Source organism: Anaerocolumna sp. AGMB13020 (assembly GCF_033100115.1).
Taxonomy (GTDB): domain Bacteria; phylum Bacillota; class Clostridia; order Lachnospirales; family Lachnospiraceae; genus Anaerocolumna.
On record NZ_CP136910.1, the window covers coordinates 3392002 to 3413115 of the forward strand.

Consider the following 21114-nt stretch of genomic DNA (forward strand, 5'->3'; position numbering starts at 1 on the left):
AGTAGCTATTTTAGGAGGGAGGTGGGACGTATCAAAAAAAGAATAATCCTATTAATTATACTGGTATTTGTCTTGGAAGGTTGTTCCTCAAAATTGAAAAATAGTTTTGAGAATACGAAGTTAGACACAGAAGAGGAGAGTTCGGCTGAATTAATAGATCAGGAAGAGATAGGGCGAGAGTCAGCTGCTCAAACCACAGTAACACAAGAGGCAGTACCTTCTGAAGTCGTGGTTGAGGAGAAGGGCAAGCAGGTGCCGATAACCGGGCAACCGGTTACGATGGAGGATTTGTTAGCAGAGAGGACAGACCAGGAGAAATGCTTTATGGGATTGTCTCCTAAGAAATACCTGAATGACTTTGATACCCTTTATAAGGAACTTCAGGCTAACTACCCCTATTTTGGTGTGGTAAAACGCAAGCATAACGTGGATATCAAAGAACACTATGAAAAGTACCGTAAACAGATGAAAGATTGCAGAAATGACGATGAGTTCTGGACGATACTTAAAGCTTTCATTGACGAATTGCAGTATACAGGTCATATTCAGGCCTGGGGCTACCGGTATGCCAATGAACTGAAGAGTCTGAAGGAAACAGTGGAAGCCTTTCCCCAATATAAGGAGACCCTGCAAAGATACATTGACAAGCTGGAAAACCCTGTTTCTGAGAAGAACTATCAGCTTATGAAGGAGTTCTACGAAGGACTGGAGGCAGAGGTCCTTGAACGGAACAAAGCATTGGGTGATTCAGAGGACGGCGGGAACAACTGGGAAGAGTCGGAGCCTTTACCCAATGTAACAACAAAGGTGCTGGAGAAGGGTAAGATTGCCTATGTAGATATTGAAGCCTTTGATATGAGCACCTATGAGGAGGACAAACAGATATTGCTGCCCTTTTATGAGAAAGTGCAAGGCTATGACCACCTTATCATAGACATTACCAAGAATACCGGGGGCGGGATGGATTATTATAATCAGCTGGTAGTAGCTCCCCTGGCCGATAAGACATATTCTGTATCAACCTATTTACTGGCAAAGGCAGGAGAGAACAATCAGTATTTTCTCAATATGGAGGAAGGCCTTGCAGAAGGACTATGGCTGCCGCTGTCAAAACTTCCGGACCTTGCTGGTAGGAATAAAGAGGACTTATCCCAGCTGGATTATTTTATGAAAGAGACTTATCTGATCAAACCAAATCATAAGTCGGCTTTTAAAGGGAAGTTATGGCTGCTAGTAAGCCCACAGAATTACTCCTCCGCAGAATATGCCGCTATGTTTACAAAAGAATCCGGATTTGCGACCCTGGTAGGCGAGCAAACAGGCGGTGATGGGATTGGTGTTGATCCTGCATATATTATCCTCCCTAACAGTGGTCTGGTAATACAGTACAGTCCCATATACGGGATAACCAGAGATGGCAGGAATAGTGAAGAGTACGGCACGGAGCCGGATTATTACCGGCGAAAAGATGAAACAGCACTGGAAACCTGCTTAAGACTGATTAAGAATAGCAACAACTAAACGAAAGAAGCAAATAGCTGCGGAATGATATCTGTTCTGCAGCTTTTTTTATCATTCAGGCAGTTGGGTTTCTTTGCCCCTGCCGGAAGGGTTCTATACTCATGACAATTGTCATATTAACTTTTTACAATCAGCACTATTTTTTATTACTAAATATTAGTAATATATCAGTGTGAATAAACCTAAGGAGGATTATTGGATGAGTCAGACAGTTGTAAAAATTGATAACCTGGTTAAGCGATACAAGGAGCTCACGGCGGTTGATCATTTTAACCTTGAAATAAAGGAAGGTGAGATTCTTGGTCTTTTAGGGCCTAACGGTTCGGGAAAGACAACAACCATAAGCTGCCTTCTGTCACTGTTAAAGTTTGAAGAAGGAAATATTGAAGTATTTGGGCAGAAGATGAATCCGGACAGTTATTCTTTGAAACGTGATATTGGAGTTATCCTGCAGAATGTGGCTGTTTTTGATACCCTTACGGTTTATGAGAATATTGACTTTTTCTGCGGCCTTTATGTGAAGGAGAAAGCCACAAGAAAAAAATATGTAGAAGAAGCCATACAGTTTGTAGAGCTTACGGAATTTCAGAAGTTCTATCCAAAGAAGCTTTCTGGCGGATTGCTCAGGCGATTAAATATTGCCTGCGGAATAGCCCATAAACCCAAACTGATTATTTTGGATGAGCCTACCGTTGCCGTAGATCCCCAGAGCCGTAATAAGATACTTGAGGGAATTGTTGAATTGAATCGCCAGGGAACTACCATTATCTATACCTCTCACTATATGGAGGAGGTGGAAGCAATCTGTTCCAGAATCGTCATAATGGATAAAGGAAAAAATATAGCAAACGGGACCGCAAATGAACTGAAGCTGATGATCCAGAACAATGAAACTATTTATATCGACATGAGAGCATTGCCTTATGAGGATCTTGAAAATATAAGACAGATAAATCATGTATATTCTGCAGAGTATGCCAGGGAACAGCTGACAGTAAAATGCAACGGCGGTAAACATAATCTGATTCATATAATGAATTACCTGCAGGAAAAGGGTATCACCTTTGGCAGGGTACACTCCGAGCTGCCCACCTTAAATGATGTATTTCTAGAGATTACCGGAAAAGAGCTTAGGGATTAATCGTATCAGTTGAAGGAATTTAATTGCTTAAGAATGATGTAAAGGGACTATTCTAAGCTTAGAAAGGAATAAATGTATGTTTTTTCACTTGCTAAAATATAAACTGAAAGCCCTGTTCCGTGAAAAGGATCTGCTGGGGTGGATTTTTGCTTTCCCAATTGTGCTGGGAACCTTTTTTTACCTGTCTTTTGGAACGATTATGCAGTCTGACGAGTATGATTTTTCTCCCGTGCCTATTGCATATGTAACAGAGAGCGGAGCAGATGAGACCTTTGATGGAATACTTAAGGAGCTGGGGACAGAGTCTGATGACCAGTTGTTTCAGATAACAAAAACAGATATGACCCAGGGGGAAGCACTGCTTAAAGCAGGAGAGGTAGACGGGATTCTGATATCATTGCCGGATAATTCCCTGCAGGGTGCTGCTTCGCAGAGTATTTCGATGATCGTTAGCGGTAAAGGACTGAATCAGACAATTATAAAATCTTTTCTGGAAACCTACTTAAAACATAAAAGTGTAATAGAACAGATCGGAAGCACACATCCGGACAAAATGGAAGCTGCCATAAACATACTCTCCGAAAATGCTGAATTTAACAAGGAAATATCCTATTCCAATTCCAAAATGGATAATCTCTCTCAATATTTCTTTGCATTGATAGCCATGACCTGTATGTATGGTTCTGTAATTGGCAGAAGGTGCGTAGAGGATATCCAGGGAAACCTGTCGGCTCTTGGAGCAAGAAGAGAGATATCACCTGCCCATAAGCTTACGGTAATCGTTGCTGACTTCTGTGGCTCCGTGTTGGTAGACTTCTCTTCCGTTCTGTTGTTGATTGGTTATCTCACCATGGTATTAAAAATTGATTTTGGTGACAGAGTGCCACAGATTATTTTGACTGCTTTTGCCGGCTCTGTAATTGGTGTGGCAATGGGGATGTTCATTGGTTCCATCGGAGGCATATCTGTAACGATAAAGCAAGCCTTGGTCTCAGTCATCAGCCTTGTATTGTCCTTCTTAAGCGGACTTATGATAAATACTATGAAAGATATTGTGGAGCATACCGTTCCTTTCGTAAACCGGATAAACCCTGCGGCATTGATTACGGACTGCCTGTATTCTCTGAATATGTATGACAACTTTGAGAGGTTTTACACAGACCTTGTTTTAATGGGAGTTATTGCTGTGTTATTTATCTTTGGAAGTTATATGCAGTTAAGGAGGAACCGCTATGCAAGTATTTAAAGCTTTTTATATTAACCTTAGAAAAGAAATGCCAAGCATCATAATATACTTTATTATCTTCCTCTTGTTATCTCTGTTACTCTCCGGTAATGGCAGGAAACAAACAGAGGTGGTGTATAATGACTCGAAGGTAAAGATGGCGGTATTTGATGAAGATAATACCGTATTAAGCAAAAGTCTGTATGAATATCTTGATAAGACCCAAGAGCTGAGAACAATAAATAATGATAAAGATTCCATAACTGACGAGCTTTTTTACCGGAATGTCGAATACGTTCTGACTATAAAAGAAGGTTTTGAGGAGAAGATAAAGTCCGGCAGCTTTGAAGGTGTTGTGGAGAATGTAAAGGTTCCGGACAGTGTAAGCGGTAAGCTGCTGGATGACAAGATCAATCAATATCTGTCTGTATTAAGTGCCTATACCGTGGGTGGTTTCAGCATAGATGAGGCGGCGGCAAAAGCACTGGATACCGTTTCTGTTACCGCAAAGGTAACCCTCCTTCAGGTAGAAGGAAAAGAGGTGGAAAAGAGCAAGGCCTATTACTTTTATACCTATATTCCCTATGTCCTTATCTGCATGCTGATAAATGGGCTTGGCGGAATCCTTCTGAATTTCCGGAAAAAAGACCTGGATTGGAGAATCAAGTGCTCCGCCTTGTCAGAAAGAAGCAGGAATACCGCCTTGATATCTGCCGGTCTGCTTTTTGGTTTTGCCTGTTGGGCTGCTTTTGTAATCCTCTCCCTCTTTCTCTATAACGAGGAACTGACTGGTATAAGAGGAGTACTCTTTATCGCAAACAGTCTGGTATTTTTATTGGTGGCAATGAGTCTTACCTACCTTGTCAGCTTTTTTGTAAAAACCTCCAGTGCCCTTAATATGGCCTCCAATATTATTGGTTTGGGACTCAGTTTCCTTGGGGGAATATTTGTTCCTTTAGAATATATGAGTAAGAGTGTTTTAAGATTTTCAAAGCTGCTGCCTACTTACTGGTATGTGATGACGAATCAAACCATTGATTCTTTTAATCGTTCAGGGGAACAGTACAACCTGATATTTCGAAATTTCGGTATTCAAGCAGTTATTGCTGGTGTTATATTCGCTGTGGCAATTGGGGTATCCCACTCCAGAAGGCTTGCACAGTAGCTCCTTTATCTTGCGGCTATTCATCGATAGTCTTATCAAACAATTGCAATACGCTGTTTTAGTCTGCCGGACAGCTTGACACCTCTCTCTGAGAACGGTGTTACAGCCTTCCGGCATTTCCTCTATAAAATCATAGGTATAGGCAGCTTTGGCAGCAGCGCTAAGTATCTTAAGGCGTTCGTTTTAAAGTTTTTAAGTATTTTCTAAGAATTCTAAAATACATCGGCTTGCTTTTCCCAGCTCTTCCTCCAGAATCATATGACCACTGTATAGAAAAGGAATAATCTCTACCCTCGTGGCGGCAGACTGGTATTTTAGTATATCTGTATCTGTAAGATTGGAAGGGATAGAAGATGCATTGTCCATGCCCCTTAGGATACAGATGGGACAAGAGTAATGTTTAAGATCTTTATAAAAGTCCCGATAAGTAGACTCTTTTTCTATCCCTTCCAAGGTGTGAGTGGATACAAACTCAGTTAATTTAGAACCGTTATAATACAGGGATGACCAGTAATCAGAGTAGCCTTCTTCTGCCTTGATGTGAACAGCGGGATAATCAATAATAAGAATCCCCTTTGGCACAACAGAATGATGAAGCAAGAATCCGAGCATATAGGATACCCCTTTCGAAAAACCAAGAAAAACAGGATTATAAAAAGACTCCTGCTCTAATACACAGGCAAGATCCTGAGAATGATCTGCCCAGTCAAAGCCTGTAGCAGGCTCAGAACTTCGTCCTCTTCCACGGTAGCTTAAAACAATGCAATGATGTCCTTTCAGTCTGCTGATTAAGGGGAAACTTCGGCTTGCCGGCTCCCAAACACCCATAGACACAATCAGGGAAGCTTTGTTACTTGGTTGGTTAAAAACATAATATTCTATCTCTATTCCGTTCTTACTTGCAGTTTTTCTGATAAAACTGTTATTTCTTTGATTCGCTGTATTATTGTTCATGTTTATTCCTTTCGTTCACTGAATACAGATAAATCATTCATGTGTTATCTCGATGAGAAAGTTTGTTTGTAGCGTCTAAAGATACTTGAGCAGTTACAATTTGCTAGCATTTAATAAGAATGCTATAATAATTTATAGAAAAGCAAAATTTCTCCGCAGTAACAGCCCTATTAATTGTATTATAAGGTAACAGCAGATAATAAAAAGTACGCACTTTATAGTGCTTCGGTAACCAAAAAGTAACAAAAAAGGGGATATGCATATGGACATCAACGGTGATACCATAAAATTCAGAGAGAAAGAGTACACCTGTAATTTTAAAATAACCATAGATCTTATTGGTGGAAAATGGAAGACGCTTATTCTCTGGTATTTAGGCAATCAGGGCACGAAAAGATTTAGTGAATTACAGAAATTGCTGCCCCAGGTAAGTCATAAAGTGCTGACGCAGCAATTAAGAGAACTGGAAGATGACAGGCTCCTTGAGCGGCAGGTATATCCGCAGGTTCCACCCAAGGTAGAGTATACTCTGTCAGTTCAAGGAAGAACCCTAATGCCAATTTTTGATACCCTGTGCCAATGGGGAGATGAATATAGAAAGAGGTCTTTTATGTATAAAAAAACATTGTATAAAAAAACAGATAAACTCTGTGAGGAAGCAAAGCTAATCAGAGAAGAAGTATTTGTAAAGGAACAGGGATTTCTGGATGAATTTGATGAGATTGATGAAATAGCGAAACACCTGGTGTTTTATGCAGATGGCAAACCGGCAGCAACCTGCAGATATTACAGAGGAAAAGAAGAAGGAGAATATACGGCTGGCAGAATTGCAGTAAGAGAGGAATATCGTGGAAGGAATCTGGGACAGCATATTATGGAAACTATAGAGGAAAATGTCAGGGAGGACGGCGGAAAAAGTATCACTCTCTCAGCACAAAAAAGAGTACAGGGCTTTTATGAAAAGAGTGGTTTTAAAGCATATGGGGAACCTTATCTGGATGAACACTGTGAGCATATACATATGATAAAAATTCTGGATTAGTTCTTTTTAACTTTTCCTTGTATAAAAATCACAAGGAATAAAAGGCTGTCTGACGCAGATACTACTACTGCATAATACAAGATAAAAATAAGCAGCCAGGAGTAACTTATCAAGCCAGCATATGTAAAGAGCAGGAAAGGAACGTCGGATGGAGAATGTTAGGCTTACCATTGAAGGACTTCAGTTTAATGAAACACAGGATAAAGTCAAAAATCAGCTGGAAGGCATGGTTGGGGTCCGGAATGTATTCTTGAGCGAAGGTCAGGATTATCTGGAGATTAACTATGATGAACAGACCTCTGCCCAGGAAATCAACAACCATTTACAAAATAATGGCTATAAAGTAATTGATATCATGCATTAATGAGCTTCAAACAGTTAAAAGAACTGTGAATAAGAACTTGTAAATAAGAACTTATGAAAAGAACTTGTAAATAAGGACTTGTATCAGCAGGCTATGACATTTGGCTGCGTACAAGTCCTTGTTATTATCTGGAGCTTTCTGATTCAACTAACTGGGTAACATGGACTTCCCGGCTGTTTCCTGGATTGCTTAAGGAATGGATACTGCACATATCTTTCTTGGGATTTACATTTTCAATGTAAACAGCCTCTCCGTTACAGGTTACATGGACCATTTCTGGTAAATGGGCAATTTCCGAAGCACGTTTCTTATCCATAGTCAGTCTCCTTTGATAATGGTTATTTGTTATTACTTAAAAGAATGAAATCAATGCTACCATATCATTCTCTGTAATATTGTTTGTTTTACACAATTGAAATATTCTGTGCTAAAAGGAGAATAAATTACCCTAGAGTAAATCAGTTGATTTTTCTTGAGTAAGCACCGGGAGTAATTCCGGTATATTTTTTAAAAACCTTTGAAAAATAATAAACATCACGGAAGCCGGTCTTTTCCGCCACTTCAGAAATCTTACCGGAGCCGTCTGAAAGCAGGTGCTTGGATTTGGAGATTCGCAGCTCGTTCAGATAGGCAAAAATTGTTGTTCCGGTGGCTTTCTTAAACATCCGGTTGATGTGGTCGAAATTACAGCCTAACTTCTCTTCAATACTTTTACTGGATATTTCCGAGGCATAGTTATCCTGAAAAAACGCAAGCAAGTCATAGATCATTCGGGTGGACCTGGTGGATGAGAGACTGTTATCACTGTATAGGAATCCGGAGGTCAGCTCTCTGGACAAGGCTATCATCAACTCCAGAAAAATGCTGCTGGTCTTTAATTGAAAATACTCCAGGTGATTGTGGTGAGACTCCCTTAGCTGATAGAGCAGCTCAATAAGTCCTGAAGAGGCAGTTGGCTGATTGATATGATAATATTTTGGAAGAATAATGTCATGTAGCCTGCGTTCATTTATGGCACATTCATGGGTTTTTAAGGAGGTAAGCCGGTGGTCCTTTAATAATTTCTTGATAACTTCCTTCTCCTCCTGATGCTCTTTCATCTCATCGTGATAAAAATGGATATAAAAGTAGGTACATTCGGCGGATTTCGTGCCGTAATGTTCCAGGCTGGGGTCAAGTATCAGCATATCATCCGGTCTTAAGATATAACTTCTACTACCTTCATTAATATGCATTTCTCCGGAAATGATATAATACAGAATAAATTCTTCTGTTTTTCTTCTCATATGGACATGGGGAGGTTTTACTGTTACCTGATCGATATATCTGATGCGTGGCAGATGACCGCTGTCCATTCGGTAATAGAGTATAGTATCCATATTTTTAACCATGCCTTTCTAATAGTCTGTAAAATTGAGTCGTGTAACAATTTATGAGCATTCATTTTAAAGGAAAAAAATTCTGTCCGGGTATCCTATAACAAAGCATATTTCAATATTGTTATTTGCTTCTTAAGGATAGTATAGTCGATAATTTTTAATTTTTCAAGGAACTTAACGGGATTATGGCAATCATAAGTCGCCTGTTTGCAAAAAGATAGTGAAATATTACATTGTCTTCCTGGGTATTCGGTTTATTATTAGAGTAGAAATAGTAGAAGCATTGTTATGCCTGATAGGGAAAGACTAATTTAAATGTACTGGCACAAAAATAACAGAATTGAAGATAAAAAATAAAGGAAGAGGAGAAGAGAAAATGAAAGTTAATTTTATGAAGTCATCGGGCAGAGAAGCTGTCTTTCTTACACAGGAAGAGAACTCATGTACCGTTGAATATGCGGCAGCAGGGGGAGGCATTACGCTTTCTGGGGTAAAGGAAGCAGGAAAAAGATACATTGCAGGTGATATTGAAGTCTTAGAAGAGCATTCAGTAGCCATGATGCTGCGCTTCTTTGTACCCGGCGCTGAAAAAGAACAGATTCTGATGAGGTTTGGATTGCTGCCGGGTTTTAAGACGAGAGTATGCCTGGATCTTAACTGGCTGGATAACAGTACAATCTATACGAACAGGACACCAGGATTATTAAAACTTGTTATTCATGGACAGCGCACAGAGTTAAAAGAAGTGGAAAGAATCGAGCTGGGAATTGAAAAAACCTATCATAATGTGAAGGTTCGATTGGAGAATTTCATCTTAACGGATGAAAAACCGGAGGAGTTTCCAATACCGGATAAGAAAATCGTAGATGAATTCGGCCAATGGAAAGAAAAAGAATGGCCTGGGAAAATTCATTCTCTGGAGGAATTAAAATCCCGGTTAAAAGAAAACGAAGGGAAAGCAGAATATCCTTTCACTGAGTGGAACAGCTGGGGCGGTGACGGAAGCCGCAAATTAAAGGAGGGAACCGGATATTTTGGTACCCATAAAACCGCAGATGGAAGGTGGCACCTTATAGATCCGGAAGGCTGTGATTACTTCTCCTTCGGACCTTGTCTGACCGGTGCCGGAGACCAGTGCCGCATTGATAATTTTGAACAGGTGTGTGACTGGCTGCCGGCAGAAGAAGAGGAGGAGTACAGGGATTTTTATAGAAAGGGAACCAGGAGAAGAACGGCCTATATGCCCTTAGACAGTTATAAGCTGACCAGTTTTACTGCCCTTAATCTGAAAAGAGTATACGGTGAGAACTGGATGGAAAAATGGGAAGAAATCGCTCATCATATCCTTATGAAAAATGGTCTGAATTCACAGGGAAATTTCCCTGGATTATGCGTCAACAATGGAAGAAGCAAGCTTCCTTATGTCAGGGAACTTCCAGGCTTCCCCGGTACAGATACCTTGATCTTCAGAGATTTTCCTGACGTACTTTCGCCAGAATATCAGGAGAAATCTGAGGTTTATGCAAAGAAGCTCCTGGAATGGAAAGAGGATCCCTGGCTTATTGGGTATTTTCTTAGGAATGAACCTGAATTCAACTTTGTAGAAGGACTTGCAATCGCCGATGAGGTGCTCTATAATCCTGCCTCTACCTATTGCAAGAAGGGATTGATAAAGTATTTGCAGGATACCTACAGAACCATAGAGTCCCTGAACCAAGCCTGGGAAACAAGCTTTGCTGACTTTAAAGCTCTCGAAAATCCTATAAAGAAGTGTTCTTCGCTATATCCAAAATCAGCGGAGGATATCAGGAAATTCTCCGTACACCTTATCAGGGAATATATAAGAGTACCCGCTGTTGCCTGCCGTGCTGTTGATAAGAATCATCTCAATCTGGGGCTTCGCTGGTCCAAAGCTTATAACATTGATATGATGGCTGGCTGGGAGTATTTCGATGTATTCTCCATCAACTGCTATGACTTCGATCCCACAAGGGATATGGACTTTGTGAAAAATGCAGGAGTCGATCTGCCCATCCTGCTTGGTGAGTTCCACTGTGGAGCCCTGGACAGAGGTCTAACCGCAACTGGATTGAAAGGTGTTAAGAACCAGGAGGAAAGAGGTGTTATGCTAAGACATTTCGTAGAAAAAGTGGCTGTTCATCCTTACGGTGTAGGCGCTCATTGGTTCCAGTTCAATGACCAGTTCTGTCTTGGCAGATACGATGGCGAGAACTATCAGATCGGAATGGTAGATATCTGCATGCAGCCGCATAAGGAGCTGATGGAGGCGGCATATGAAACTGCAAAAGTACTTTATAAGGTGAGGAATAACGAGGCAGAGGCCTATGACAGAAGTCCCGTAGCCATACCTATGATCGGGTATTAGTAGATAGATTACCTTTCTTTACTAATTTATAATTTCATAATACTTATACAAAAATCCCCCGGAACGTATACCACCGGGGGATTTTTCAGGTTACAGGACAAATGACAAAAGGTCAGTTACTTCATTGGCTGAAAATCTTGATTTTTTACCATAGTATCTGCCATTCATGAGTTAAAAGTTTTGTTCTTTACCTGCATAGCTTGTTTGATGCAAAGCTGTTACAGAAAGTAATATTAATACCGGCAAGCTGGTAATATGTTAGTGTATATAAGCTTATAGGAGATCAGCATGCTGGAAATAGCAACTATTATAATGAACCTTATTACGGGTTCTCTGTTAATCATAACCGGTGTCGGAACTATGGGGAGAACGTTGGAGCAGGCGAACTCAAAGCTGCTGCATAAGACTATGAGTCTGTTTTCCAGAAACAAATGGACGTCTTTTCTTACCGGTATTTCCCTTACGGCACTGGTGCAAAGCAGTACGGCAGTTACCATATTAACGGTCAGCTTTGTGGATTCCGGGATTATGAGACTGGAAAGCGCTGTTGCAATTATTTATGGAGCCAACATCGGAACAACCTTTACTGCGCAATTCATGAGTTTTCAGATTAACCGCTACGCCTGGCATATTTTGATAGCCGGTTGTATCTTGAGCTTTGGCACACTACATAAACTAAAAACTACGGGGCAGGTACTGGTGGGCGTAGGGCTCCTTTTCTCGGGACTGAACCTTATGGGGAAAAGTGTCTTGATCCTGAAAGGAAATCCGCTGCTTTCCCAGTGGCTTATGGAACACTCGGAGAATGTTATATTATGCCTCCTTGCAGGTGTATTCTTTACCATGCTTGCCCAAAGCAGCAGCGCCACTGTCGGAATGACCATTCTGCTCTTTAACAATGGCTTATTGCCCTTTGCTTCGGCGGTGGCACTAACACTGGGGGATAATATCGGAAGCTGTATTACCGCTCAGGTTGCCAGCTTAAAGTCCGGAACAGCCGGTAAGCGGGTAGCCCTGGCGCATACCCTGTACAATGTCTTTGGCGTCGTGCTGGTATTTCTTATCCTGCCGCAGTTCTGTGATTTGATACTGGCGAGTACGAAGGCTTTAGGACAGGATAACACCAGGCTGATAGCAAATACTCATACCATATTTAACCTGGTCAGTGCCCTGTTGTTTCTGCCGATATCAAAATATTATGTACGGTTTCTCTATTTTCTCCTACCGGATAAGGTTCATAAAGGCTGTGATTAAAACTCGTGGCTCACAGTGATTCATCAAAGCTAAAGTACGCATCAAACACAGCTTTATATAAGCTGATTCGCACTTCTCATAGACGATTAGATAATAAAAGCAGGATTAATCAGTTGATAGCATGAAAAAGCATTGTCCGGACAACGGAAAAAGGGTAGTCTATAAATGACAACAGCAATTATAATATGTCCGGATATTTGTGATAAAGGTAGTGTGCTATGACATTAGCCGGATACTTATACAAGTTTATGGAGGTTCGTTATGTTAACGGAGAAGGATAAGAGGTGGATAGAAGCCACAGCAGAAAAAATCAATTGTAAAATGGCCTGGGTCAGTGAAAAATCAAAGGAAAAGATTCCTTATACAACAGTAAACGGCACATACGACAGTTATGATTCCAGTGATAAATCCTATCGGATCTCAGAAGGCTTAAATTGGTGGACCAATGGTTTCTGGGGTGGAATGATGTGGCTTATGTATCATGAGACGAAAGATGAGAAGTATGCTGACATTGCAAGATTCAACGAGGAGAAGCTGGATCAGTGTATAGAGGATTATTACGGGCTTCACCATGATGTTGGTTTTATGTGGCTGCTGACAGCAGTGGCAAATTACAGGATCACAGGAAACAAGGAGTCAAAGAAAAGAGGTCTGCATGTAGCAAACCTGCTGGCAGGTCGTTTTAATCCGGTAGGAAAGTATATCCGTGCCTGGAATGAATGGGGCAGTGATAATAATAAAGGCTGGGCAATCATTGATTGTATGATGAATATTCCTTTACTGCATTGGGCTTCTGAAGAAACCGGAGATCCCAGATTCCGTCACATTGCGGTAATGCACGCAAATACGGCAATGGAGAATTTCATAAGGCCTGATGGTTCCAGTGAACATATCGTAGAGTTTGATGCGGAAGCCGGAGGAAAGCTTGACACCCATGGAGGGCAGGGATATGAAAAAGGTTCTTCCTGGACCAGAGGCCAGTCCTGGGCACTATACGGTTTTATTCTAAGTTATATGCATACGAAAAATCCTGCCTATCTGGATACAGCCAAAAGAGTTGCCCACTATTTTATAGCAAATATCCCGGAGAGCGGACTTATCCCCATAGATTTCAGACAACCCAAAGACGATATTTGGGAGGATTCCTGCGCAGCAGCAATAGCAGCCTGCGGACTAATTGAAATCTCCAAGGCAGTAGGCGAACATGAGAAAAATCTGTATCTGGGAGCAGCCCTAAAGATGTTAAAGGCACTGGAAGCGAAGAGGTGTAATTGGACAGAGGATAGTGATGGTATCGTTGAGAACTGTTCCGAAGCTTATCATACCAACAAGCATATGAATATCATCTATGCTGATTATTACTTTATGGAGGCCATATTTAAGCTTAAGGGTGAGGATATCTTTTTGTGGTAGTTAACTTACTGTATCTATCAGTTAAGGGATGAGATTACTGGCTGAAGATCTATTATTTCATGCTTCATAATCGATAAGAATACAATACAACAAACAACCGATTCGTAATGTAATATTGTTTCAGAGAAAGCGAATGGTTATGAAACCCGGAAATTATTAATAAGAAGCTGCAGGTTGTTCATCACAGATTTCTGTCGATTTTGTAGACAGGGTGTGAGAGAGGCCTGCAGCTTCATGTACGTAAAGACTCGTGGCACGCTGAGCACCGCACGCTCTGCCTCGCTCGGAGCTCGGCAGAGCACAAGAGCATGGTTCGTAAAAAGAGAAAATCATAAAATAAAAAGCCTTATTAGGAAGAAAGGGATTTTTCACCCTCTTTTGTTAAAGTTGGGTAATTCTTTGCAGTAATCCTTTCTGAAACAAAAGGAGGAATCAATACACCTAGAAGCAGCAGGGCAATTATCCAGATGGCCTTTTCCTGTAAGAATTTTGAACTTAGTCCCCCAATGGCAACTCCTGTGAAGAAGGATAAGAGGATAAAGGAATAACCGATAGCGCTTCTTTTGGATTTGGATTCTTTTCTAACCAGCCATTTATAGTAGTTTTCTGCGCAGGAGCGCATATTTCCGGTACAAAATACGCTGGAATAGTTATCCCCCTTACCAAAGGTACGAAAAGTGCAGAATTGCAAGGAAGCTGCAAAAGAAACCAGAATGTTAGCTGCCATGTCAGGAAAAGAAGCGGGAAGCAGACCTGCGGTAAAGAGCACAACAACTTCCAATACCAGTATTCCCTTATTCCATAAGGGGACTTTTTCCTTCAGGAAATAATACATATGCAGAGCTATAAATACACCCAGCCAGAAGGATAGGATAGGAATCAGGGCATGAAGCATTTGTTTGTAGTCCTTTTGGATAAGATATACTCCCACAAGTACAAAGTTACCGGTCTGACCGGTGGCAAATACACCCCCATGAACCATATAGGAGTAGACGTCCATAAAGCCACCGGCCATGGTAAGTATCATTCCAAAAAACATTGACTGCATAAATTTTGCGTTTCTTTGTATATATGTCAACATAATAATTCTGTATTCACTCCATTCCAATAGGTATTGTTACCAGAGTTTGTTTGAAAGCTCCTGGCACCATTCCCGTTTCAAATATGCGTTGGACGCCTGAATAGTAATACGCGCTAACCAGTCATTAATTGTTGGTGGTAACTACTTATCAGGTTCAATAATGATCGATGTTATTGTCCAAGACCTTTCATAATATCGTTAATGAGTTCTCGTATAAAAGCGGAATCCAAAGTATCACCGGTTATCAGCAGACGATAGAACAAGGGTGCAAAGATAAGATCAATGCTTCGTTCCAGGTCCAGATCTTTTCTTAATTCCCCTCTTGCTATTCCACGTTCTAAGATTCCCCTTGAGATGTGTCTGCGAGGATTAAAAAAGCGTACCCGGTATTCTTCTGCAATTCCGGGGTTGAATTGTCCGGCTGCAATAAGCTCAGTTATCATTTTTCCTTTTGGACTCGTAATAAATATGGAGAGATTGTTAAACTGCTGGAATAAATCTTCTTTCACAGAACCGGTATCAGGCACTGGCAGAAGCAGCTCCGTTGCGGCAAAATAACCATCCAACACTACAGCGGCTTTGCCTGGCCACCACTTGTATATGGTAGCTTTGCTTACGCCTGCTCTTTCAGCAATACCTTCAATGGTAACGGTATCAAAGCCATTTTCCGATAACAGCTCATAGGCAGCTGTAAGAATGGCTTTTTTTGTTTCTTCACTACGGGGACGACCCAGTTTCTTATCCATATCAATACCAACTTTCTCATCCCAGGCGTACCTGGGGCCACTAATAAGCGGTGAAGAAGCTTGCTGTGGCAGCCTTCCTTTTTTATTTTCATTCCCATACCCTGTATATCACACTTTTATTTGCGCCTTCAATTCTTGAAAGTCATAAAGAATACCCGCTGTTACCGTTTTGGTCACCTCTTCGTGGATAGGTTACAGAGAATAGTTAAAAAACGATACGTTTATTATACTATAAAATAATACGAAAAAAAAGTATTGACAAAACTAAACGGTGCGTTTATTATATATTTTATAAACGGAACGTTCAGTAAATGTTTTAGCAATAATAAAATAATTTAAAAGTGTGAATCTAAATGATTCCTTTCAGAAAGGCAGATTACTATGAACACAGAAAAAAATATGGAAAAAAGAATACCACGCTGGCTTGTTTTGTTTCTTGCCGCTGCCTGCGGACTGATTGTTGCAAATCTTTATTACGCACAGCCTCTGGTAGGGCCGATCAGCAGCTCAACAGGGATATCCTCAGATACAGCAGGCTTTATTGTCACCATGACACAATTAGGTTATGCAGCCGGTTTATTACTGCTAGTACCTTTAAGCGATCTGCTGGAGAACAGGAAGTTGGTCGTTACCATACTTTTAGTAGCGCTCCTGGGATTGCTGGGGGCGGGCACAGCCGCAAATTCTGCGATATTTTTTACAGCAGCCGTATTGATTGGGCTTGGTTCTGCAGCAGCACAGATATTGGTGCCTTTGGCAGCTCATATGGCACCTCCGGAGCAAAGAGGAAGTATCGTGGGAAATGTCATGAGCGGACTTTTGCTTGGCATTATGCTTGCAAGACCCGCTGCCAGCCTCATTACAGATCTCCTAAACTGGAGAGCAGTATTTATAATATCCGCTGTTATCATAACTCTTCTTATTGTACTGCTTCGATTTTTTCTCCCCAAAAGAATACCGGTAGCAAATGAAAAATACTCCCTTATACTGAAATCCCTTTTTGTATTATTCCAGACCAAACCGGTGCTTCGAAGAAGAGCCTTTTACCAGGCAGCCCTTTTTGGCAGCTTCAGTTTATTCTGGACAGTAGTACCCTTATGGCTTTCCAGGAATTTTGGATTATCCCAAAGAGAAATTGCTGTATTTGGATTTGTAGGAGTGGCGGGTGCTATTGCGGCACCAATAGCAGGAAGACTGGCAGACAAGGGATTAAGCCGAAAACTTACGGGTGCAGCTTTTCTAATTGCAGCTTTGGCTTTTGCTTTCACCCATGTGCTCGAGAATGGGAATCACATGGTTTCACTTGTAATCTTCTGTATTTCAGCAGTGTTATTGGATATGTCCGTTTCTGGTAATCTTGTGCTCGGTCAGCAGGCAGTATATGCCCTGGGAGACGAAATAAGGGGCAGAGTAAACGGTATCTTTATGGCAGTATTCTTTCTGGGAGGTGCTCTCGGTTCTGCACTTGGCGGCTGGGCATATGCTAAAGGAAGCTGGAAGCTGGCATCCGTAATAGGTCTGGTATTGCCGGTAATAGCCTTTGTCTATTATCTGACGGAAAATAAAACCAGAAGAAAGTATAACTGACATATTGAATACGAACGAAAAGGTCACTGAACTGGACATAAAGTAGTCATATAAAAGAACCGGAACCATTGGAATGAGCAAAAAAACAAAAAAGGACAATTTATAAAGGAATGGGCAAGTTTGTCTTATTATATATTGTATAAAAAGGGTTCAGGAGTTCGAATTGAAAAATATTCCATACAAAAAAGCAATAATTATAGTAGTATTCTTAATCGGTGCTTATTTCTTTGGCGGCGGTATAGCTATGCTGGTTCAGGCTGCCGGAAGAAATGCAGTGAAAGAAGAAGCTAACTGGGGGTTGGGATTTCATACAGAAGGTCAGCCCCCCACCGGCAATGCCACATCAGAGGAGCTTAAAAAATACGATACCTATTACATCGGGGATACCGGTAAGAAAGTGATTTACCTGACTTTTGATGCGGGATATGAGAACGGTAATACACCGGCTATTTTAGAAGCACTTAAGAAACACAATGCCCATGCGACCTTTTTTATAGTAGGTAATTATATTAAGACCAGCCCGGAGCTTGTTAAACAGATGGTGGAGCAAGGGCATCAGGTGGCAAATCATACATATAATCATCCCAATATGTCCAGTATATCATCCAAAGAAGCCTTCGAGAAGGAAATTACAAGCCTGGAGACAGAATATGAAGCGGTTACCGGTCAGAAGATGACGAAATATTACAGGCCGCCTCAGGGAAAATACAGTATCAAAAATCTTGAAATGGCAAAAGAAATGGGTTACAAGACCTTCTTTTGGAGTCTCGCCTATGTAGACTGGTATCAGGATAAGCAGCCCACCAAGGAAGAGGCATTTAAGAAATTGCTTGGAAGAATCCATCCAGGTGCAATCGTACTGCTGCATAGTACCTCGAAAACCAACGGAGATATTATGGATGAATTGCTTACAAAGTGGGAAGAAATGGGCTATACCTTTGGCGTTTTGGATGATATCGTAGCAGGCAATTAATAGTCTGAAAACCCTGATAGCAGCGGACGTAAACTTTATTGGAACGGCATCCTATGAGAGGAATGAAACGCAAGGTATACGCATACTTTCTTAGAGAGACAGAATAAAAAGGCCGTGTAGACGATTAAAGAAAATCAAATACAACAATTACGATATAACGATAACGGACCCAACAAAACCATATCAACGAAAAAAGCGCTGTCCTGGGTACTGTTCTGGATTGGCTTATCCATGTGTTTTAATTTGGGAATCTATATCTTTCTGGGAAAAGAAAAAGCAATGGAATTCCTGGGCGGCTATGTAATTGAGCAGACCTTGAGTATTGATAACCTGTTCTTATTCCTTATGGTGTTTTCCAGCTTTGGAATCAGACAGTCCTCACAAAGGCGTGTGTTGAATTACGGTATCTTCGGGGCAATTGTGCTGCGTTTATTATTTATTTTACTTGGAGTGACCATCGTAAACAAGTTTGAATGGGTTCTGTACATATTTGGAGGGATATTAATTGTAAGCGGCATCAATATGGCTTACAAACAGGAAGAAAAGGATAATTTCAAAGAAAGTAAGATTATAAAGGTACTTGGCGGTATCATACCAATTACAGACACGCTGGAGGGAGACCGTTTCTTTGTAAAGAAAAATAATGCACTTCATGCCACTCCCCTGTTTGCAATTTTATTAATCATAGAATTTACGGATATCTTATTTGCCATAGATTCAATCCCCGCTATATTTTCCATCACTACAGATCCTTTTATTGTATACACCTCAAATATATTTGCAATCTTAGGACTAAGAAGCTTCTATTTTGTGCTTGGAAAGCTACATGAGACCTTTAAGTATGTAAAACACGGGGTAGCTTTTATCCTGATTTTTACGGGAATCAAGCTGGCTGCTTTAACCTTTCAGGTGGAAATACCCACGGAGCTGTCACTGGGCATAATCTTTGCGATATTGTCAATCAGTGTGCTGGCTTCTGTAGCATTGGGAAAGGTAGATACGGGAAAAGATTAAAGAAATAATAGAAGTGTCTAGAGGAATAATATAGAGCTATAGTAAATAAAAATAATAAGAAGAATCGATATTTTAGACGGAACTGTACTAGAAATATAGCAGTATATACCATATGAAATTTGAAGAATATGAAAAAAAGATTTCTATTATCATTAACGAGGCATGATTATTAAAAAGTTAATATTCATGCCCCGTTTTCAATCAAGATTATATTATAAGAGAGTAATAAATAAAGCTTCGTAATATTTTTCATTGTACGGATAGACTAGTTTACTTTATGGGAATTACTACATCTTTTATATGAACTTCAGATATTTGTTTATCTGTAAGCGGATTCAATGAAAATGCTATAATATTACCATCTTTATCTAACCTGCAATCCATTTTTCCAGATGTACTTCCATCCTCGTATATTATCGTTACATATACACCATAATACATACCACTATCTGTATTTATACTACTTAATAGATCTTCTTTTTTTCCGAAGTCTTGTAGAATAGAAGTATTAACAATAACTTGTAAATCTGCTATTGAAACTGAATTAATTTGAAGCTCTTTGCCACTCATATATATAGTTTTGGATAAATCTAAATTATCACCCGATATAATATTATCTGAATTATTATCAACTGAAAAACTTAGTGACCACTTACCAGCAATTGTATTATCCTTGTATTTAGTACCGTTTAGCTGAGATTCATTACATAATAATCGATTCACAGAAAGATAAATTGTCTTATCATGATCTATGGAATCAGAATTCCATACAAAATAACAATACAAAATTTTTTTATTATCGGACAAACTAGTATCAACCATATAATTATCTATTTTTTTGTTCTCGCATATTAATTTCTCCACAACTGGATTCATTGAATTTTCAAAAATCTTCCCATTGTCTTTTGTAAATGTAATCATAATTATCATAGTATTAGATACTACACGTGAAGATACAGCAGACATGGTAATATCATTATTACTATAGCTTATTTCCAAACTACTTACTTCTTCATTATCTAATTTTAGCTTTTTAGCTAACAACGATTGAAAATCAGGAGAAAATGCATATACAGTACCAACAGTAAGAAAAATAAAAATAAAGGAAGTTATAAAAATCAATTTGCCATATCGATAGTAACAATTATTAGTTTTTTTTGTATAATTTCTTTTTTGTAAGCACTCATTTTCTTTATTACTAAATTTCTCAATTATATATTCCGCTTTGGGGACCTCTAAATGTATTGCATTTTTGATTATTTCTTTTTCTTTCATTAAAATACCTCCAAATTTTTAACGGTACAAACCTCTTATTTGCTTTAGTGTTCGATATAACTTATTTTTAACATTAGATTCACTAAGATTTAATAATCTAGCTATTTGTATAATTGAATAATCCATATCATAGTACAAAAAAAATATCTTTTGTATTAATTGAGATTTTTTCGCTATTAGTTCATTAATTTCATTTAAAAGCAAACTCTGTAGAACCTGATCTTCTAACGATATATTGTCTTCAGAACAAATTTCAATTACATCATCAATTCCTGGTTCTTGACTATCTAATATGAAATTCATTTTATTTTTCATATGTTCGATAAATGAATAATGTTGATGAATCTTTTGTTTTGCTATATGCATTACAAAAGCTTCTTTATTTTGTATATAGCCACCTCCTTTTTTTACCAATACATCCATAATTTCCATATATGTGTTCTGAAAGATATCTTGTATATCTTCTACTTTACCGCATTTTGCAGTAATATAAAAGATTACCTTCTTGTTGGTTTCCTCATATATTTGATTAAAGATTACATTAATATCATTAATAGGCATATTATCACCCCTTTATTTTATAAGTTTATTGAA

At 39.6% G+C, this 21114-nt stretch carries 19 protein-coding genes; 12 read left to right on the forward strand and 7 right to left on the reverse strand.

Translation table 11 applies throughout. From position 1 onward, the window contains the following. Positions 1-93 precede the first annotated feature (93 nt). From R2R35_RS13825 to R2R35_RS13840, 4 genes are all read left to right on the forward strand, one after another. Positions 94-1521 (forward strand): S41 family peptidase, encoded by a 1428-nt coding sequence (locus tag R2R35_RS13825; protein WP_317730412.1) that lies wholly within the window; start codon positions 94-96, stop codon positions 1519-1521. 199 nt (positions 1522-1720) lie between these two features. Then, positions 1721-2662: an ABC transporter ATP-binding protein gene (locus R2R35_RS13830; protein ID WP_317730413.1), complete on the forward strand. Its 942-nt coding sequence runs from the start codon at positions 1721-1723 to the stop codon at positions 2660-2662. A 76-nt stretch (positions 2663-2738) separates the two neighbouring features. After that, positions 2739-3908 carry an ABC transporter permease gene (locus R2R35_RS13835; protein ID WP_317730414.1) on the forward strand — a complete coding sequence of 390 codons (1170 nt, stop codon included), beginning with the start codon at positions 2739-2741 and terminating at the stop codon, positions 3906-3908. Beyond that, complete coding sequence (locus R2R35_RS13840) at positions 3895-5052, forward strand: ABC transporter permease (protein WP_317730415.1); 1158 nt, start codon at positions 3895-3897, stop codon at positions 5050-5052. The genes R2R35_RS13835 and R2R35_RS13840 overlap by 14 nt, the downstream gene beginning before the upstream one ends. Before the next feature lie 192 nt (positions 5053-5244). Here the strand turns inward: R2R35_RS13840 and R2R35_RS13845 are convergent, their stop codons facing one another. Beyond that, entirely contained in the window at positions 5245-6006 is a 762-nt protein-coding gene (locus R2R35_RS13845) for an alpha/beta fold hydrolase (protein WP_317730416.1), read from the reverse strand. A gap of 262 nt (positions 6007-6268) precedes the next feature. Here R2R35_RS13845 and R2R35_RS24730 point away from each other — a divergent pair, with 262 nt between their 5' ends. Then, on the forward strand, positions 6269-7048 hold the full coding sequence (locus R2R35_RS24730; protein ID WP_331670130.1) for a GNAT family N-acetyltransferase: 780 nt from the start codon (positions 6269-6271) through the stop codon (positions 7046-7048). Between the two features lie 148 nt (positions 7049-7196). Beyond that, a complete protein-coding gene (locus R2R35_RS13860; protein WP_317730417.1) occupies positions 7197-7412 on the forward strand; it encodes a hypothetical protein in 216 nt (71 codons plus the stop codon). A gap of 124 nt (positions 7413-7536) precedes the next feature. On the opposite strand, the gene R2R35_RS13865 is transcribed toward R2R35_RS13860, so the two are convergent. Both R2R35_RS13865 and R2R35_RS13870 read right to left on the reverse strand, forming a co-directional pair. Continuing rightward, complete coding sequence (locus R2R35_RS13865; protein WP_317730418.1) at positions 7537-7728, reverse strand: H-type small acid-soluble spore protein; 192 nt, start codon at positions 7726-7728, stop codon at positions 7537-7539. A gap of 142 nt (positions 7729-7870) precedes the next feature. Further along, positions 7871-8791 carry an AraC family transcriptional regulator gene (locus tag R2R35_RS13870; RefSeq protein WP_317730419.1) on the reverse strand — a complete coding sequence of 307 codons (921 nt, stop codon included), beginning with the start codon at positions 8789-8791 and terminating at the stop codon, positions 7871-7873. A gap of 376 nt (positions 8792-9167) precedes the next feature. Between R2R35_RS13870 and R2R35_RS13875 the strand changes: the two genes are divergently transcribed. The 3 genes from R2R35_RS13875 (at position 9168) to R2R35_RS13885 (ending at position 13844) form a co-directional block, all read left to right on the forward strand. Further along, positions 9168-11177 carry a beta-galactosidase gene (locus R2R35_RS13875; protein ID WP_317730420.1) on the forward strand — a complete coding sequence of 670 codons (2010 nt, stop codon included), beginning with the start codon at positions 9168-9170 and terminating at the stop codon, positions 11175-11177. 288 nt (positions 11178-11465) lie between these two features. Continuing rightward, complete coding sequence (locus tag R2R35_RS13880; protein ID WP_317730421.1) at positions 11466-12431, forward strand: Na/Pi cotransporter family protein; 966 nt, start codon at positions 11466-11468, stop codon at positions 12429-12431. A gap of 261 nt (positions 12432-12692) precedes the next feature. Then, positions 12693-13844 (forward strand): glycoside hydrolase family 88 protein, encoded by a 1152-nt coding sequence (locus tag R2R35_RS13885; RefSeq protein WP_317730422.1) that lies wholly within the window; start codon positions 12693-12695, stop codon positions 13842-13844. A 349-nt stretch (positions 13845-14193) separates the two neighbouring features. On the opposite strand, the gene R2R35_RS13890 is transcribed toward R2R35_RS13885, so the two are convergent. Beyond that, positions 14194-14892, reverse strand: a complete 699-nt coding sequence (locus tag R2R35_RS13890) for a YoaK family protein (RefSeq protein ID WP_317730423.1) — start codon at positions 14890-14892, stop codon at positions 14194-14196. A 203-nt stretch (positions 14893-15095) separates the two neighbouring features. Next, a complete protein-coding gene (locus R2R35_RS13895) occupies positions 15096-15671 on the reverse strand; it encodes a TetR/AcrR family transcriptional regulator (RefSeq protein WP_317730424.1) in 576 nt (191 codons plus the stop codon). A 381-nt stretch (positions 15672-16052) separates the two neighbouring features. On the opposite strand from R2R35_RS13895, the gene R2R35_RS13900 reads away from it, so the two are divergent. The 3 genes from R2R35_RS13900 (at position 16053) to R2R35_RS13910 (ending at position 19245) form a co-directional block, all read left to right on the forward strand. Further along, a complete protein-coding gene (locus R2R35_RS13900) occupies positions 16053-17258 on the forward strand; it encodes an MFS transporter (protein ID WP_317730425.1) in 1206 nt (401 codons plus the stop codon). 163 nt (positions 17259-17421) lie between these two features. Continuing rightward, positions 17422-18231 carry a polysaccharide deacetylase family protein gene (locus R2R35_RS13905; protein ID WP_317730426.1) on the forward strand — a complete coding sequence of 270 codons (810 nt, stop codon included), beginning with the start codon at positions 17422-17424 and terminating at the stop codon, positions 18229-18231. A 180-nt stretch (positions 18232-18411) separates the two neighbouring features. Next, positions 18412-19245 carry a TerC/Alx family metal homeostasis membrane protein gene (locus tag R2R35_RS13910; RefSeq protein ID WP_317734795.1) on the forward strand — a complete coding sequence of 278 codons (834 nt, stop codon included), beginning with the start codon at positions 18412-18414 and terminating at the stop codon, positions 19243-19245. Positions 19246-19515: 270 nt separating this feature from the next. On the opposite strand, the gene R2R35_RS13915 is transcribed toward R2R35_RS13910, so the two are convergent. Both R2R35_RS13915 and R2R35_RS13920 read right to left on the reverse strand, forming a co-directional pair. Then, on the reverse strand, positions 19516-20520 hold the full coding sequence (locus R2R35_RS13915; protein WP_317730427.1) for a hypothetical protein: 1005 nt from the start codon (positions 20518-20520) through the stop codon (positions 19516-19518). Between the two features lie 18 nt (positions 20521-20538). After that, complete coding sequence (locus R2R35_RS13920; protein WP_317730428.1) at positions 20539-21081, reverse strand: RNA polymerase sigma factor; 543 nt, start codon at positions 21079-21081, stop codon at positions 20539-20541. Between the last annotated feature and the right edge of the window lie 33 nt (positions 21082-21114).